14 protein-coding genes are annotated in these 18795 nt (G+C 35.0%); 5 read left to right on the top strand and 9 right to left on the bottom strand.

The window, feature by feature from the left end; translation table 11 throughout:
• Positions 1-421: 421 nt before the first annotated feature.
• Positions 422-1522: a polysaccharide pyruvyl transferase CsaB gene (csaB, locus tag JFU20_RS10700; protein ID WP_002125544.1), complete on the bottom strand. Its 1101-nt coding sequence runs from the start codon at positions 1520-1522 to the stop codon at positions 422-424.
• A 165-nt stretch (positions 1523-1687) separates the two neighbouring features.
• The gene (locus JFU20_RS10705; protein ID WP_201038613.1) at positions 1688-3208 is read right to left on the bottom strand and encodes a putative polysaccharide biosynthesis protein; all 1521 of its coding nucleotides are present in this window, start codon (positions 3206-3208) and stop codon (positions 1688-1690) included.
• A gap of 269 nt (positions 3209-3477) precedes the next feature.
• Here JFU20_RS10705 and secA2 point away from each other — a divergent pair, with 269 nt between their 5' ends.
• Both secA2 and JFU20_RS10715 read left to right on the top strand, forming a co-directional pair.
• The gene (gene secA2 / locus JFU20_RS10710) at positions 3478-5847 is read left to right on the top strand and encodes an accessory Sec system translocase SecA2 (RefSeq protein WP_201038614.1); all 2370 of its coding nucleotides are present in this window, start codon (positions 3478-3480) and stop codon (positions 5845-5847) included.
• Between the two features lie 11 nt (positions 5848-5858).
• Positions 5859-6740, top strand: coding sequence for an accessory Sec system S-layer assembly protein (locus tag JFU20_RS10715; RefSeq protein WP_002030040.1), 882 nt, complete (start codon positions 5859-5861; stop codon positions 6738-6740).
• A gap of 70 nt (positions 6741-6810) precedes the next feature.
• Here JFU20_RS10715 and JFU20_RS10720 read toward each other — a convergent pair whose 3' ends face one another.
• Positions 6811-7182, bottom strand: a complete 372-nt coding sequence (locus JFU20_RS10720) for a hypothetical protein (protein ID WP_002166296.1) — start codon at positions 7180-7182, stop codon at positions 6811-6813.
• A 234-nt stretch (positions 7183-7416) separates the two neighbouring features.
• Positions 7417-8895 (bottom strand): SulP family inorganic anion transporter, encoded by a 1479-nt coding sequence (locus JFU20_RS10725; RefSeq protein WP_201038615.1) that lies wholly within the window; start codon positions 8893-8895, stop codon positions 7417-7419.
• 233 nt (positions 8896-9128) lie between these two features.
• On the opposite strand from JFU20_RS10725, the gene JFU20_RS10730 reads away from it, so the two are divergent.
• A complete protein-coding gene (locus JFU20_RS10730) occupies positions 9129-9599 on the top strand; it encodes a hypothetical protein (RefSeq protein WP_002166298.1) in 471 nt (156 codons plus the stop codon).
• Between the two features lie 192 nt (positions 9600-9791).
• Here the strand turns inward: JFU20_RS10730 and JFU20_RS10735 are convergent, their stop codons facing one another.
• Positions 9792-10640: a MerR family transcriptional regulator gene (locus JFU20_RS10735; RefSeq protein WP_002166299.1), complete on the bottom strand. Its 849-nt coding sequence runs from the start codon at positions 10638-10640 to the stop codon at positions 9792-9794.
• 79 nt (positions 10641-10719) lie between these two features.
• Between JFU20_RS10735 and JFU20_RS10740 the strand changes: the two genes are divergently transcribed.
• Positions 10720-11352 carry a GNAT family N-acetyltransferase gene (locus JFU20_RS10740; RefSeq protein ID WP_002166300.1) on the top strand — a complete coding sequence of 211 codons (633 nt, stop codon included), beginning with the start codon at positions 10720-10722 and terminating at the stop codon, positions 11350-11352.
• 200 nt (positions 11353-11552) lie between these two features.
• Positions 11553-12158: a DedA family protein gene (locus JFU20_RS10745; protein WP_002166301.1), complete on the top strand. Its 606-nt coding sequence runs from the start codon at positions 11553-11555 to the stop codon at positions 12156-12158.
• Between the two features lie 40 nt (positions 12159-12198).
• On the opposite strand, the gene JFU20_RS10750 is transcribed toward JFU20_RS10745, so the two are convergent.
• The 4 genes from JFU20_RS10750 to JFU20_RS10765 form a co-directional block, all read right to left on the bottom strand.
• Positions 12199-12339: a hypothetical protein gene (locus tag JFU20_RS10750; RefSeq protein ID WP_002166302.1), complete on the bottom strand. Its 141-nt coding sequence runs from the start codon at positions 12337-12339 to the stop codon at positions 12199-12201.
• A 91-nt stretch (positions 12340-12430) separates the two neighbouring features.
• A complete protein-coding gene (locus JFU20_RS10755; RefSeq protein ID WP_201038616.1) occupies positions 12431-14770 on the bottom strand; it encodes a Cna B-type domain-containing protein in 2340 nt (779 codons plus the stop codon).
• Positions 14771-15425: 655 nt separating this feature from the next.
• The gene (locus JFU20_RS10760; RefSeq protein WP_002166306.1) at positions 15426-16982 is read right to left on the bottom strand and encodes a fatty acid--CoA ligase; all 1557 of its coding nucleotides are present in this window, start codon (positions 16980-16982) and stop codon (positions 15426-15428) included.
• A gap of 271 nt (positions 16983-17253) precedes the next feature.
• Complete coding sequence (locus JFU20_RS10765; protein ID WP_002010930.1) at positions 17254-18744, bottom strand: coproporphyrinogen III oxidase; 1491 nt, start codon at positions 18742-18744, stop codon at positions 17254-17256.
• Between the last annotated feature and the right edge of the window lie 51 nt (positions 18745-18795).

Consider the following 18795-nt stretch of genomic DNA (forward strand, 5'->3'; position numbering starts at 1 on the left):
CCACTTACAACTATAGCAGAAAAACGTTTACAATTTCAACATCCGACTATAAAGATATTACGACATAAATCAACAAGATGTTTCTATGATTTTCGACATCATTCTTAAATTCATTTTTCTGAACAAAACCTGCCTCGTTATCCAAGTGTTTTTATATAAAACGCTTTATATTAATATTCTTTATATGCTAATGTTGAGATTTTAAGATTAAGAACCACTAAAAACATACATATTCAGGAAAAACAAAACTAGAATCTTTTGTTTTTTTTCGACATTATTCTACATTTTTTATATTTTTTGTCGACATTTTATTTTTTCTTCAATACGCTTCTCTTTCAAACTTTTACTTACATAGCAAAAAAGAACAGGTGATCCCTGTTCTTCTTTCTACTCAATTATTGAATAAAAAGAGGAATGGCCTCTATTCCATTCCTCTTTTTATAGACTCTTTTGCATGTAAGTCATTAATAATATATTTGGACGCTATGGAAATTTGCTCTCGTAATTCCTCTACCCTTTGTCCTAATGTTTCCTGTACATATTCTGTCTGCTCTAATTGTTTAATCGCCATACTATGTAATGTTTCTGTCGTCCAGTCTCCATCCACATTCCCAATAATCGGCTGATTTACTTGTTGTAAAAACGAATCGATCTTTGGATCATATGAAATTCCAATCATAGGCGTGTTTGCAACTGCCGATAATATAAGAGCATGCAGTCTCATTCCTATTAAAAGAGAGCATTCTGATAAAATAGAGATTTTCTCATGAATATCCATTTTATACGGGAGCATGTGCGCTTCTTCTCCCATCAAATTAATGATATCCCTTGATGCATTTTGATCAAATGGTCCATGCATCGGTACAAATAAAATATGGTATCCCTCTTGCTTAAGCTTTTTCAGCGTATCTGCTAACTTCTTCATATAATCTTCTTTTGCATCCCAGTACCTTACACTAACCGCAACGACCTTTCCTTGCAGCGCATGTTTTTGAAGCCAATCGGATTTCTTTTCTTCTGGCTGACAAGCTAATACTGGATCTGGAACAAGTTCGATGTCTTTCTTAATACCAATTTCTTTTAAGTACAAAAAAGAGTCTTCATCACGTACTGATATATATTCAGCCTTTGATACATGCCATTTCACTAATAAACGATTTTGCTTCTTCGTAATAGGTCCGATTCCTTGGGCGTAAATATAATACGGCTTTTTCAAAAAACGGGCAAGCCGCATAATACCCGTATAGTATAAAATACTCTTAATACTCGTCTTATCTTGTAAGAGACTTCCGCCTCCGCTAATTAAACCATTACTTCTCTTTATTTCTCGGTAAATCGCTCTTATATCCCATCGGTTTACTGCTTCTACACCGTACATTTTTCTTGTATAGTCGGGGTCATTTGAAAGTACAACAAGCTCAAGAGTAGGATCCTCTTCATGTAGCGCTTTAATAATTGATTGCAAAATTGCTTCGTCCCCAACATTATAAAAACCATAATATCCTGATAAAACTAACCGCACTCTTAATCTCCTCCAACATTTCGCAATCAACTCTTTTTGTAATTAAACAAATTGTTATCCATTCCTTGCCGAGAAAGGTTTGATAACTTCAAATTGATTTCTTTCACAAACATCTAACAAGTCATACCCATGTATAATATTGTTCATTTTCTATAATCAACGATTTTATTTACGTAAAAATGGAATTTGTTCTTTCGATATCCAGTTTAGTTTCAATGCACATATGCCATATAACACTGAAGCTATACTTAGCGCTACAGCACTATATATCATTGCTAAAATCCTGGAATCTGTCACATTGATTAATGTAGTCCCAAAGTATAATGCTATACCTAAAATACTAGATACTCCAATCACAGCCAAAAATTTCCCTATAGCTATTGGATAGGAAAGATCTTTTCTAATATAAATATGATTTACGATACAAATCATTATATAAATAATTAGAGTACTATACGCTGCTCCATTTATACCGAATTGGTTTACTAGCGCTATATTTAATACAATTTTTACAAAACTTACACCGATGACAATCCATGCTGCTTGCATCGAACGATTAATCCCTTGCAAGATTCCTATTGATAATACCATAAGTGATGTGAAATACGAGCTACCAATTAAAATAGCTAACATGCCACTTCCTTTTGTATCTGTAAATAACGCAACATTAAGCGGTACTGCAAGCGCCATAAGCCATATCGTTATCGGCATTGTTAAAACGTGTGCAAACTCATTTGTACGTTTTACTGTCAGTTTAGCTAAAGCTATATCTTTTTTTGTTAAAGCCGCTGTTAATAATGGAATTAACGGAAATACTATCGCACTTGCAAATACAACGATTAATTGCGTAAATGCAAAACCACGGCTATATATACCAAATTGTTCCTGAATCGTTGTAGAAGATTCATGTAATACATGTGGAATTGTTACAGAATCAACTAAATTTAAAACAGGCATCGATAACGCTCCGATTGCAATAGGAACTGAAACACGGAGTATACTTTTCGCGTTTTTCTTAAAGTCTTGTAATGAATATGTTTCACTCTTATAGCGATACGTACTTTTCACGTATTTCATTCGTAAATATATGAGTGACGTGATAACACCAAAGCAAGAACCGATCATCGCTCCACCTGTTATGATATCACTACTTTTATTCCAATATACAAATATATAAGCAATTGTTAGCATAAAGAACACGCGAATCAACTGTTCAATTACTTGCGATACACCAGTAGGTATCATATCTCCAAACCCTTGGAAATATCCACGGTACACTGCCATATACGGTGCGATTAATAAAGCAAACGAAGTAACAATTAATGGTAGCCTCGTCTCTTGTCCACCAAGCATATTTGCAATGCTACTCGATCCAATGATAATAATTAAAAATCCGAGCACCCCAAATATAACACCGATAATAGATGCGGACGTAAACAATTTAGATATTCCGTCACGATCATTCTTTTCATGAAGATCAGCTATTAACTGTGATATTGCTAGCGGGACTCCCGCTACTGATAAAGTTAAGGCTATCATATATACAGGAAAAACAAGGCGGAAAATCCCAAGTACTTCATCCCCTGCTATATTTTGCAATGGAATTTGGAAAAAACTCCCCACTACTTTCGATATAAACGTTGTAACGGTTAAAATCGCAGCGCCTTTTACAAACTTTTTATTCATCTTCTATCTCTTTTCTTTCAATATATAATCTACATAAAATATTAAATCCATATTATTCATTCATCTTGAGAATCATCACTTTATCTCATTTAGTTATCATACCAAATTTCTTATATATTGAATACTCTCTTTCTTTTTATGTTTTAAATATAATATGTGCAAGATACGCGTATTTTTATCCAGTATTTTCTTCAATTTACTACTTCTACTTGTTCAAGATAAACATGTGCTATAATGTAGCTATTGTCAGTAAGAGGAGTGTTTACAACATGCTGAATTCGGTAAAGAAATTGTTAGGAGATTCTCAAAAGAGAAAGCTAAAAAAATATGAACAACTCGTTCAAGATATTAATGATTTGGAAAAACAAATGTCTGATTTACCTGACGAAGAATTGCGTCACAAAACTGTCACATTCAAAAGTATGCTTACGGATGGTAAAACAGTTGATGACATAAAAGTAGAAGCATTCGCTGTTGTACGCGAAGCCGCAAAACGTGTGCTTGGATTACGCCATTACGATGTGCAGTTAATCGGAGGACTTGTATTACTAGAAGGTAATATTGCGGAGATGCCAACTGGTGAAGGAAAAACATTAGTTTCCTCTCTCCCAACATATGTACGTGCCCTTGAAGGAAAAGGCGTTCATGTTATTACTGTAAACGATTACTTAGCGAAGCGTGATAAAGAGTTAATTGGCCAAGTTCATGAATTCCTAGGCTTACAAGTTGGATTAAATATTCCTCAAATCGATCCTTCTGAAAAGAAACTTGCGTACAAAGCTGATATTACATACGGTATTGGAACAGAGTTTGGCTTTGACTATCTTCGCGATAATATGGCTGCTTCACAAAATGATCAAGTTCAGCGCCCCTATCACTTTGCTATTATCGATGAGATTGATAGCGTTTTAATTGATGAGGCGAAAACGCCACTTATCATTGCTGGGAAGAAATCAGGTAGCTCTGATTTGCATTATTTATGTGCAAAAGTTATTAAATCATTCCAAGATACCCTTCACTATACATATGATGCAGAATCGAAATCAGCTAGTTTTACAGAAGACGGTATTACAAAAATAGAAGATTTATTTGACATCGATAACTTATACGATTTAGAGCATCAAACTCTATACCATTATATGATTCAATCATTACGTGCCAATGTCGCTTTCCAGCTTGACGTTGACTATATTGTGCATGATGAAAAAATACTACTTGTAGATATTTTCACAGGACGTGTTATGGATGGTCGCTCTTTAAGTGACGGCTTACATCAAGCACTAGAAGCAAAAGAAGGTTTAGAAATTACAGAAGAAAACCAAACACAAGCTTCTATTACAATTCAAAACTTCTTCCGTATGTATCCGGCATTATCAGGTATGACAGGTACCGCAAAAACGGAAGAAAAAGAATTCAACCGTGTATATAATATGGAAGTTATTCCAATTCCAACGAACCGTCCTGTTCTTCGTGAAGATAAAAATGACGTAGTATATGTAACAGCTGATGATAAATATAAAGCTGTGCGTGAAGAAGTTCTAAAACAGCATAAGCAAGGACGCCCTATTTTAATTGGGACGATGTCTATCTTGCAATCTGAAACTGTTGCTCGTTATTTAGATGAAGCAAACATAAAGTATCAATTATTAAACGCTAAAAGTGCAGAGCAAGAAGCAGACTTAATTGCAACTGCTGGGCAAAAAGGTCAAATTACAATCGCTACCAATATGGCAGGCCGAGGTACTGATATTTTACTAGGTGAAGGTGTCCACGCCCTTGGTGGATTACATGTAATTGGAACAGAACGTCATGAATCTCGCCGCGTTGATAACCAGCTTAAAGGACGAGCTGGTCGCCAAGGTGATCCGGGAAGCTCTCAATTTTTCCTATCTTTAGAAGATGAGATGCTAAAGCGCTTTGCTCATGAAGAAGTAGAAAAGCTGGAGAAATCACTGAAACCTGACAAAACGGGGCTTATTAATACATCTAAAGTTCATGATTTCATTAACCGTACACAATTAATTTGTGAAGGTGGTCATTTCTCAATGCGTGAATATAATTTAAAATTAGATGACGTAATTAATGATCAACGTAATGTTATATACACACTACGTAACAACCTTCTAAAAGAAGAAACAAATATGATAGAACTTGTTATTCCAATGATTGAACACTCTGTGGATGCAATTGCTAAGCAGCACCTTCTTGAAGGAATGCTTCCTGAAGAATGGGATTTCACTAGTTTAACAGCATCTATTAAAGAAGTTTTAGCGGCTGAAACTTTGCCGCCATTATCTGCGAACGACGTACATTCACCTGAGGATTTACAAATCGTTTTAAAAGATACAATTTCTAGCTATATCGAACGTGTACAAGAATTAAATGACCATGCGGATTTACAACAATCACTGCGCTACGTTGGTTTACACTTCCTAGATCAAAACTGGGTAAATCACTTAGATGCAATGACTCACTTGAAAGAAGGTATTGGCTTAAGACAATATCAACAAGAAGATCCAACTCGCCTTTACCAAAAAGAAGGTTTGGATATTTTCTTATACACTTACGGTAATTTTGAAAAAGAAATGTGCCGATATATCGCGAGACATTTAGCAGTTCCAGAAAACGTACAATCATGAGGTGAAAATTTATGTTATCATTCCTGAAAAAGGCAAAGAAAAAAGGAAAAGATACTACTGTTTCTAGTAATCAATTATTTGGACAAGAAGAAACTACTTCTCAAAATAAAACGGTAAAGCCAGTTCTTTACTTCCATCCTAGCTGGGGTGACGTAGCACAAGAACAAAAATACATTTATCAATTCTTACATAAAGAATTACCACGTTTACAAGAATATCAAATTTCCTTATCAGGAATTGAAATTGAAAAACGTGATGGCGCATACGATGTAGCTGCTTTCATTCGCAGCAGTGTCCCAAAACCAATTTCTTTCGAAGAAGTTACATTACTTCTATTAAACAAAGATAAAAAGCTGTGCGCACGTAAAACATTTAACTTATCTGCACTTGGCGATATTCCCGAAAACGTGAATATGCCTTTCGTATTTACATTTGAGCAAGAAACAATAACGGAAGCTGAACTATCTCAATCAGATTGGGAATTAGCTTTCGAACTTGAAAGTAAGCATCAACTAGATTTAGATCCATCTTGGGAATCTCAGTTACCTGAAGCAAGCAAAGATGCTTTACGTAATTTTGTAGACAATTTAACACCTCCAAATGAAGGTGAAATTAACTTCCTAGGTTTACAAGCCGCACTGAAAGAGAACGGCGATTTACATACAACACTTCTAATTCGTAACGGCTGTAAAGATAACATTCAACTAGAACAACTTCCTCTTCATATTGAAGATGCTTCTGGAGAAGTCGTTGTTAAAGGTGCTTTCACGTTACCGAATCTTGAAATTAAAGCGAATACTACAAAACCGTGGTCATTTGTTTTCCCTGCTTCATCCATCTTGAAACAAAACATGGATTTATCTAGCTGGAAAGCATTTGTACCACAAGACTAATATACAAAAAAGCCTATCCTAAAAGATGGTCATCACACCTTTAGGATAGGCTCTATTTTTTATGTAAAATCTACTTCGTTACTAATAAACGTTCAATATGATACTCAGCTTCTAGTTTACACATTTCATCTACATACTTTACTTCGCTCTTGTTTAACAGCTCTAATTGTTCTTCGCTCGGCTGCTCACTAATAAGCTCACTAATTTTTTCATTTACTTTCATCGCTAATGCTTGATGGAAATCTGGATGTCCTTTCAACTCGTCATCTACTTTATTAATCCAAGTTGATTTTGTGTATAAATATTGTTTCCACTGTTCAACAAATTGCTGCATATCAAATTTTTCTTCATTCCATTCAATTTCTTTCATATATCTCTCAAAAGAAACAACAATTGATCGTGTAATCCCGATCTTCACTCCATGTGGTAACTGTTTGTACATCAAATATTCCCTCCAGCTTAAAGCTCTTCCTTCTGAATATAAAGGAACCTCAAAATTCATATACCTTCTTATAATAGCACATTGCTAATCTAAGATGTTACTATACTGTGTAGAAAATCAATTGTCAACAGACGTATAATATTTAGATATAATGATTTTATACATAGTAAGCACATATACAAATAATAAGAACCTTCACACTCTATAACGCAATTCATGTGAAGGTTCCTATTCCTATATTGTCTCAGCTTTCAAAAACTGTAATTTCTCTTTTTGCTCATCATTCGCCATCATTACTATTGTCTTTTCAATATGCGGATGTACATGTTCAAGTGTCACACTCGCTCCTACTTTATTCGATTGCTCAACAAAGTTTAATAGTGCCATAGCTCCTGATACATCCATATAGCGTACATCTTTCATACGCAAACTAACTGGAGACTTCACATCTTGTAAAGCAGCAAAAATACGATCTACTGATAGAAATGAAAGTGGTCCCTGAATCGTATACGTCGCTTCTTTTTCTTTTATAATAGAAGCTTTACGTTCTTTACACTTCACCATGTATATAATGAAGGAAAGAATAATGCCAAACGCAACAGCAACCATTAAATCGAATTTCACTGTCACAACCATCGTCACGAACATAACAATCACATCACCTCTTGGTGCTACATGTGCTTTCTTCATACTTTCCCACTCAAACATCCCGATGCCAGTTAAAATTAAAATACCTGATAATACAGCAAGCGGAATATATTGTACCACTGAACCGAGTCCCATAATGAAAATAAATAATATGACACTATGCATACAAGCCGACAGTGCCGTCTTCCCCCCGCTTCTTATATTGACGATAGATCTAACAGTTGCACCTGCTCCTGCTAATCCACCGAACAAACCACTCGCAATATTGCCAATACCTTGTCCGATTAACTCTTTATTACTTTTATGACGTGTCCCCGTCACATTATCCATTACGACAGACGTTAATAATGAGTCAATTGATCCTAGTAAAGCAATACTAAGTGCTGGTAATACAAGTGCTAACATGCCATTTGCGTCTAAAGTCGGTACGTGAAGAGATGGCATCGCCTCTGGAATTGCACCTATCTTTTCAATCATCTTATTTAAAGAAAGAGTTCCTACAAATGGTAATTGCACTGTAATCCCTTGTAGCATAGAAGAAAATAACGGCAACGTTACTGTAACACCTACTAATGCTACTAAACTTGATGGAATGGCCTTAATCCATTTTCCAGAAACAATCATTACAATGATCGTTAATAACACAAGCAGAAAGCTATTTTGTACGTGCTTCATTTCACCTAAAATAATAATCAGTGCAATCCCATTCATAAACCCTGAAACAACAGGATACGGAATGTAACGAACGTAAGAGCCGAGCTTACATACACCAAATAAAATTTGAAATAACCCCGCCATCATAAATGCAATAAAACTTGCTTCTAATCCGTGAGTTGCAATAACGCCCGTTGCAATTACTGTAATCGGCCCAGTAGGACCCGTTACTTGCCCCGGTGTACCGCCAAATAACGCCGCAAACAAACCTGCAAAAATTGCACCATACAATCCGACCAGTGCTCCCTCAGACGTTCCCGTTGCAGCAATACCAAATGCAATCGCTAGCGGCAAAGCAACAATCGCAACAGTAAACCCTGCTAAACATTCCTTTGCTATTTTTTGAAACATATAAATAACCACCTTCTTATAAAGTCCATGTTCCATTGTACATCTAAAACAAATCATTCGTTAACGTATTTATAAAAAACTCTTTACAGTCTCGTGAAGTAAACGTCTACATTGATAAATAGCCTTCCCAAATCAAACTAAAAAACAGCAATATGACGAATCTACCTTTGGAAACAAACTTGACTATGCTATAATGAACAAATTAAATCTTTTACTATATACTTGGAGGCACTATGCTAACTTTTGAAGAAAAATTATCAATTATTGAATCTTTCCCGGAATTAGAAAGAAAGAACGTATCATTAAAACGCGTAAACTTTCACTTTGAAGAAAGTCGTTTAGATAAAAAGAACGTTGTATATCATTTACACCCAAATGGAAACGGATTTGTATATGCAAACTTCATTAAAGGTTATAGAACAGATGATAAAGGCATGATTAACATCCGCGAGTTTTCAGAAGAAGAACTGCGTTCATTAATTGAAAAAGTAATTGAACGTCTATCACAGGAGCAAGAGGAAATTGTAGCACCAATGGAACCTGCTGCAGAAGAAGAATGGAAGAACGAAGACGGTCATATCCTAACTCTTATTCAAGAGGATGACATGTGGAACGTTTACGCTGGCGTAAACTTAGACGGTACATTCAACTCTTATCCAGAAGCTGCGGAATACCTTGATGAAGAAGGTTTCTCACGTAAATAATACGTTTCTTACTACTAATGAGGCCGTCCCAAATTTTTTTGGGGTGGCCTTTATTAATAGATAGGCTATCATTGCCGTATTTTATAGTTAAGTCGACTTAATTTCATGCACTGTTGCAATTTTACCCAATAAGAACCTAACTCCATTTCAAAGTTAGGATTTTGGGACAGTCCCCTCCATAAAATTATGGAATCAAAACTTCTTATTCTCACTATCCCCTATAAAAATTTGAATTTGACAACTATAAGACTCCGTATTAAAAAAATCATTAACTAACTCTACTTCAATAAAACTCTCCACTTCTATATTATTTTCTTTTGTATATTTAATTAGCGTATTTCGGCGTTCTTCTTCATTTTCTTTACTATACGCTAATGTTACATATTTCCCGCCCGGTAATACTTTTATATTTGGCATCTCTTCCATATGTACATGATCTTGCACCTTATTAAAAACATACTTTGGCTCTACATCCCACTTTTCATTAACATTGTATAAAATACCCATTTCCATTGACATCTTATCTTCATATTCTTGAATGATTTTCTCTAAATTAGAATAATACAGTAACTCTTGTAAACTCCCCACTTCTTTGCATGGCGCCACAATCACATTCCGCTGTTCAAGGAACTGAATACACACTTCATCACTTTTTAATATTTCCTGTGAACTCCCTACTTCCTCATTTAAACCATCAATCGTTTCAATTACCTCTTTCATTTTCTTTATATGTTCTTCCGCTTCCTCTCTCTTTACTTGTAAAAATTGCAGCAATTTATCCATATCACATTCCTTAAAAATCTCTTGAAGTTCTACTATACTGGTGTTCAACTCTCTACAACTTTTTATAATATCAATGTGAATGAATTGATCTATAGAATAATATCTATATCCTGTTGATTCATCAATATGTTTCGGAATAAGAATTCCCATCTTATGATAGTACCTTAACGCCTTTATCGTTATATCCTTTATTTTTGCAACTTCTCCAATAGAAAATAATGTTTTCACCTGAATCTCTTCCTTTTTATTTTTTCGCATGCAACTATTGACTCTCCCCTTAGAGGAGACCTTACTATTTATAATAAGTCATTTACATTAATAAAGGGAGTATACAATTATGAACACAGTAAAATATAGAAGTCTTGTCAAAGAAGACTATGAGCCTATAAAACATTTAATTGGTGAGGCATTTGGATTTAATGAATTCATTACAGATAAAAAATTTTTAAATTCAATATTAAACTTCTACCTACACAGTTGCATTTTAGGAAGTTCCTTTAGTAAGGTAGCTGAAAAAGATAATAAAGTTATCGGTGTCATTTTAGGCGATTCCGAAAAAGATAAAAACCGTTTAAAGAGATTCCATAATACTGTTAGCTTTACCTTTAACACGCTGAAACTATTCATGACTAATAAAGAGAATAGAGAGTTTTTAAAAGCATTTATAAAAGTTCAAAAAACATATAAAGAACTCATTCAAGGAAAAGAAAATCAGTTTCAAGGCTGTATACAATTATTCATCGTATCCGAAGAATCTAGAGGTCTTGGAGTTGGGAAATCTTTACTAAATCATTTATTCCACTACATGACAAAAGAAGATGTAACATCTTTATATTTATATACAGATAATGAATGTAACTATGAATTTTATGACAGACAAAACTTCCAACGTATACAAGAAAAAGCAGTTAATTTTGGACCAAAAGAAGAAGATTTCAACGTATTTTTGTACCGCTATAACTTTAACTAATAGTAACATTTACACTTCAATGCTCTTTGCTAATTAGCAAAGAGCTATATTAAGTATGCCTATCACTCGCGAGTGGTTGTCAAAAAATCATACTAGCTTAAATCCTCCTGCCCAACTCTTCTACTACTATTGTTTCAGTTGGATTAGCGCGAAAAAGAGGAAGATGTGTAACAACTTCAATGTAAAAAGGAGCGCACAACATGGAATGGATTCACGAATTATTTCAGCAATACGGGTATTATGTAGTACTTGTTGGATTACTTTTAGAATATATTGCTCTTCCTTTTCCAGGAGAGCCAACATTAGCCTATGCAGGATTTTTATCACATCAAGGTGATTTGAGTTTACCAATTTTAATTATTTTATCCTTTATTGGGACAAGTGTCGGTATGACATTCCAATACTTTTTAGGAAATAAACTTGGTATGCCTTTCATTCAGAAATACGGAAAATATGTATTTTTAACAGCACGAAAGATTAATTTAACGAAAATGTGGTTTGATAAATACGGATATTTTCTAATCTTTATCGCCTTTTTCATTCCAGGCGTTCGCCACTTCACAGGATACTTTGCAGGAATTATCAACTTACCGTTTCGCCGCTTTGCGATGACAATTTATTCAGGCGCCCTATTTTGGGTATCCTTCTTCTTAATCGGTGGTTACTGGTTAGGGGAAAACTTAGAAGATATATTCCTAATACTTGAACAACACATTTGGAAAATCATCTTCGGTATTATTATCATTACGCTAATCACCCGATTTCGTAAAAAATTAAAGCATGTGATTTTAAAACGTATAAAGTGAAACTTTAATCAGTGGATGTTTTGTCCATCCCCACTGATTATTAGCCTTCACCAATCGGGCGTTTACGGGCAGTTATCTCCCACCTAACTTCTTTGCTCCAGCTGAATTTTGAGGTGGGAGTTTTACTGCCCGTTAATGCGGGATAAATTAAAACAATAATCATTTCATTTAAATCTTTCATCGATAAGTAGCATCCCACTTAGCTACGTACAAAAATAATAAAAAGCGGAGACCTATCGTCTCCGCTTTTTTACATACATCTTGTTTCCGAACTAACTCTCACGCTCATTAATTTTTTTACGTCTAAACAACAGCGCTCCTAAAATTAATGCGAACATACCTGCAATAATAGAAGTAGATTCAGTTGATGCTCCCCCTGTTTGAGGAAGTAATTTTGATTGCTTATTATTTTCTTTACTAGATGGTACTTCAGATTTATTTTGTACATCTTGTTTGCTTTGTACTTCTACTTTATCTTGTACCTCTTGTTTATTTGATACTTCTACTTTATCTTGTACCTCTTGTTTATTTGATACTTCTACTTTATCTTGTACCTCTTGTTTATTTGATACTTCTACTTTATCTTGTACCTCTTGTTTATTTGATACTTCTACTTTATCTTGTACCTCTTGTTTATTTGATACTTCTACTTTATCTTGTACCTCTTGTTTATTTGATACTTCCGGTTGCTCTTTTACCTCTGGTTTCTCTAACACATTTGGTTCTTCTGTCACCTTTGGTGTTTCCGGTTTTATTGACTCTTCCATTTCGTTTGTTGTTTCTTCTTTATTTTCTTCTTGTTCTGGTGTTACCAAAATCTCCGGTTTCTCTTTTACCTCTGGTTTCTCTAACACATTTCGTTCTTCTGTCACCTTTGGTGTTTCCGGTTTTATTGACTCTTCCAGTTCTTCTGTTGTTTCTTCTTCAATCTTTTCTTCTTCTGGTTTTACCCAGATTTCCGGTTTGTCTGTTACCTCTGGTGTTTCTGGCTTATTCGGCTCTTCTGTTACCTTTGGTTCTTCCGGTTTTAATGACTCTTCCAGTTCTTCTATTGTTTCTTCTTTACCTTGCTCTTCTACTTCTGTTGCTTCATGGATCTTTATATTTTTAATATCATATCCGTTAACTTTCGATTGATATCCTGATACTGGTTGTTCTTTCACTTCATACTTATAAGCTTTTCCCTCATTATCAACTGCTGGTAACTTTTCAAACTCGTATTTCCAATCATTTGCTGCAGTAACTTCCTTCGTTGCAATGACTTTACCATTTTGCAGTAAATCTACTTTAATGTTTTCTGGGCGATCGTTTACTTTGTCGTCTTTCCACGTTTTCGTTCCTGCAACAGATGTAGTTTTCAACTTATTTGGAACCATAAGTTTTATTCCGTTTACATCATCCTTCTTAATTGTAAAAGGAATTTTTGCTTTCGGATCAAACTCTACGTAGTTCGGAGCAGCAATTTCTTGTACATAATAATTACCTGGAGCTAGGTTTGGTGCCTCAACTACTCCGTCTTGATTTGTTGTATAGGAATCACCAATTTGCTGACCTGACTCTGTGTACAATTTAAAAGAAACACCTGGGATAACTTTCCCTTCGTTTCCTTCAATATGCTTAACAATTTGCAGCGTTCCTTTCGCAGGTAAATCCCCTTCAGCTTCGCCACCAAATGATATATTTTTTACCTTTACACTATTAGATTCAGAAGTAGGTTTCTCATATAAAATTTGATAATCAAGTTTATAGTCATTTTGTAGAAATTCTAATTTTTTCCCACTCTCAGTTATAGTTGCTGTATAGGCAACAGTAAATGAAGTGGCGTTCCCCATATGTCTATAAACTACAACTTCAAATGAGTTATCACTAGTAAGCTTAATATATCCATAGCCTCGGTCTTGAAATTGCTTAAGAGACAAATACTCTTTATTATTGATAGTAATAGTAAAGCTATCCTTATTTAGCATTTGTCCTTCTTGTAAAGTATCTTTCAAAATAATATTGTCATGTAAATATTGTTTCTTTAAATTTATATTTAAAAACCAACGTACTTCATTACTTTTATCTGGCTGAATATCACCAGATTTATAGAAAAAGATTCCCGGTTCTTTCCCGTCCCCTTTTGAATGCGTAATTCTAACCGTTTGTTTTTCTAAATTTGTCCCCAAATTCGTTTGTACATCTTTCGTTTTTCCTGCTTCTACATTCGTACCTTGAACAGTAAAATTAAAGTTCCCTCGAATATTCTCAAGCTTCTCTACCGTATCGTTAAATGTACAAACCACATTATTTCTATTGATCTGGCACGTTCCAAAAACGCGTCCTGACTCATCCTTTAATGGAATCGTTCCACTAAAACCCTTTAATTCTGGAGGAAGTGCTAACGTTAATGTATCACCAGATTTCATCTCTTTTCCAGGTTTTTCACTAAAGTTTACACGTATGCTAGTCTGTTCCCCATAATTTAATGTTGTTTTTTCGATTGCAAAACTATCAACAAACCCTGTTGTGTTTAATTCTTGAGCATGCCCTATGATAGGTGTAAAAACTTGCCCAATAATAACAGTAAAAATAAAACAGATTACAGATATTCTTTTTAAATATGTACTCATAACGCCTCCATCTTTAATTATCAAATTTTCTTGCAGTGAAATCCTTTCCATCCTAAACCAACTTAAAAAAAGGTTACAACTAAAGAATATTTGCAGCATCAAACTATCTTTAATCATGCAAAACAAAGCGGTAAACAACACGATTCATTAACCATATTATTCTCTTGTTTTGGCAGCCAACAATAAATATTAGTACTTATAAAAATGCATTACAAGACTGTTCATTTATATATTAATTTGTTACTATATTCATGCTACCAAAATATACTAAATGACCATTTTGTCCATACGGTCATCTGATGACTGACCATTTTTCTCTTTCGAATATTATCCATTACCATTCTCCCCTAATAACTTTATTCCACTAATACTGAAGAACGAACATATTCCGAAATTACACATCCATATTTACTATTTTAATATTTCTCATCACTTCAAAACCCAACCTATTTAACACAAATCATATGGTTTTAAAATTAAAACAGTAAGCAATAAAATATATCCTACTATAATAATAGAAAGTAAGTATAAATAGAGGGTACATACAAATTTTTCAAGCATGCTATCTCCTCATTTTTAATAATTTCACAATAATAAGGCTACCTTTCCTTATTAAGAAAGATAGCCTTATTTGTATAGATAACTGCTCTACCGCCTAGTTTTTCGCGCCTTTCAACGACTCTCTCAGCACAAATTTTTGTAATTTTCCACTCGCATTACGCGGAAGTTCATCCATAAATAAATAATGACGTGGACGTTTATAGTCTGCTAATTCATCACTTTCTTTACAATACATTTCTAAATCAGCTTCTGAAATATTTTTATCTTTCTTTACAACGACCGCAACGACACGCTCTCCCCATAGTTCGTCTGGCTCACCAAGTACTGCAACATCTAATACACCAGGGTGACTATGAAGAAAATCTTCAATTTCGCGAGGATAAATATTTACGCCACCGCTAATTACCATATCATCAACGCGGTCTGCAACGAATAAATAACCGTCTTTATCGAAGTAGCCTAAATCACCAGAATGATACCATCCTTTATACATCGATTTTGCATTTGCTTCTTCTCGGTTATGATATCCAGCCATCATGGTCGGGCCACGCAAAATAATTTCCCCTACTTCATAAGGAGGCAATACATCATCTGGCTCTGCTGGTGCATCTTCGTTCGGTTTAACAATTCGAATTTCATGGCTAAAGCACGGCGTTCCTGCTGAACCAGCTTTCGTAATTTGATCCTCTTCTACGAGAAACGCAACAACTGGTCCCATTTCTGTCATTCCGTAAATTTGGACAAGATCAATATAAAGACGCTCTTTACATTCCTTCACTAACGCCGGAGCCATCGCAGCCCCGCCATATACACCGATTTTCATCGAAGTTAAATCATACTTAGTTAGATCTTTTTGCAGTAACATATTCCACATCGTCGGTGCTGCAAAAAACGTCGTAATCTTCTCTTCTTGAATGGTATGTAATACTCTATCCGTATCAAAATGATGTAAAATAACATTCTTTCCGCCAACTTGAATGCGCGGTATGATTCCAGCGTTTAACTCGCCGCAATGATATAAAGGCGCTACCACAAGACCGGCGCTATCCCTGTTATATTTTATGAAATACGTACAAATCATACTATGCTCAGCCATATCACGATGGCGATGTAGTACGCCTTTCGGATGACCAGTCGTTCCGCTCGTATAAAGCATAGAACAAAAATCCATTTCATCGACTACAATATCTACTTTCTCAGCTGATGCTTCATTTACTTTTTCATGGTAAGAACTAGCATAGGAAGGTGCATCGTCTTCCACGTACCAAAAAGACGAATTTGGAAAATCTCGTTCAATCATAGCAACTGTTGATTCGACTGCTTTTTCAAAGACAACTACTTTCGAGGCTGCATCTTGGAGGATATACGATAATTCTTTTGCTTTTAAGCGGAAATTAATTGGATTGAAGATCGCGCCAATTTTCGCACAGGCTAAGTAAACGTTTACAAATTCACGACAGTTATATAGGTAAACAGATACACAATCTCCCTTTCTTACTCCTTCTTTCAATAGAGCTTGCGCCGTTTTATTTATTTGCTCATCCCACTGTTTATATGTCCAACGAATATTTTTTTCTGGTTCTACTAACGCCTCTTTATTCGGATACTTGCCAACTGTCAAATCAAAAATTCTCCCTATCGTCATGTACATGCCAACAATTTCCCCCTTTTCTCTTTCATAAATCTATCATTTCGTCTATAAGTAGACATTGTCCTCTAATAATCTGACTAATTTTTCTGATTATTATCGACATAGTTTTACATATGGACCGTTTTATGGTAAATGAAATTATATCGGCGATTTTTTGAATATATCGAAAGCAACTCAATTTATATCAGCTATTTTTCGAATATATCGACTTACCGACAAAAACTGACAATATAAAAAGAGGCTGTTCCAAATCGGAACAACCCCCTTCTTCTTACACGAATAGCTCTTCTAAAATTTTCAGTTTATCTTCTGTATATTTCACGAAGCCATCGTTATATGATTTTGGATCTTTCGGATTCGCAAAGTGTGTAATTGCTCCTGTTTGTGGGTGAACAAATTTACTTGATGCCCCGCAACCAAGTCCGATAATCGATTGTACTTCTTCCATAATAACAATATTGTAGATACTTTCTTGCGTCGGTATTGCATACCCAACGTTTTCTAAGTTACCTAAAATATTTTTTTGACGATATAAATAGTATGGCACGTAATTATGGTTCTTCGTCCACTCTTCCGCCTCATGCATCATCGCAGTAATTTCTTCGCGACCTGCTACTTTATATTTACGTTTGTTTTGCGTCATTTCAGAAGCACGTTTAAATGATAACGTATGAACTGTTAACGATTCTGGCATTAACTTTTCTGTTTCATCTAACGTATGCTTAAAGATGTCTAATCCTTCACCAGGAAGACCAATAATTAAATCCATATTAATATTGTTCATTCCCATTTCACGTGCTAAATGATACTTCTCAATCGTTTCTTCTACAGTGTGATGACGTCCAATTGCTTTTAGTGTTTCTTGATGGTATGACTGCGGATTAATACTAATACGGTCAATGTTCCATTTATTTAACACTTCTAGCTTTGCTGGTGTGATTGTATCTGGGCGACCTGCCTCAACTGTTACTTCACGTACATCTTTCACATCAGGGAAAGCTTGGTACATTTCTTCATACAACATATCCATCTCTTCTGCTGTAATACTCGTCGGTGTACCGCCGCCGTAATAAATCGTCGTAACTGTAACACCTTTTTCTTTTAAAAACTTACCAATTTCACGAACTTCATAATGTAACCCGCCTAAGAACGAATCAACTGATCCTTGGCGTCCGTTAATTGCATAAGCCGGGAACGTACAGTACGCACATTTTGTAGGACAAAACGGAATACCGATGTAAATACTTACTTCTTCTTTCAAACGGTATAAATCCGGAACAACCGCTAATTGGCAATCAACAATACGCTGAAGAAGTTCAATTTTCTCTTCATGAATTAAATAACTTTCACGAAGTTCTTTATGCGCTTCTTCTTTTGACATACCATTTTGAAGCAGTTTGTGAAGAAGTTTCGTTGGGCGTACCCCAGTTAATATTCCCCAGCTCTGTTCAAGTCCAGTTAGCTGTTGAAGTACAGAAAGATATACGTAAGAAACAACATGTTTCACTTGCTTCATACGTTCTTTTTCTTCTGTGAAAGCAGATAAATCTTTTGCGAATGTTTCTTCATATACATTTCCGGTTGCAACATCTGTTAAACGAGCCGATGCTGTCACATTACCTTCTATCTGTATATCAACGATAAGATTTGCTTCTTCTTTCTCAAACCCTATCGTGCTCTCTTCAAAAAATAAACCGCCAATATTTTGTAGCGGGCGTAAAAAACGATCATCTTGTAACGTTTTAATTGAAATTAACAACATTATCACCTTTTCATTTGCAAACTCTCTTTAGTTTACTTGAAGGGCGTTTGA

The sequence above is a fragment of the Bacillus sp. TH30 genome (assembly GCF_016650875.1).
Classification (GTDB): Bacteria; Bacillota; Bacilli; order Bacillales; family Bacillaceae_G; genus Bacillus_A; species Bacillus_A mycoides.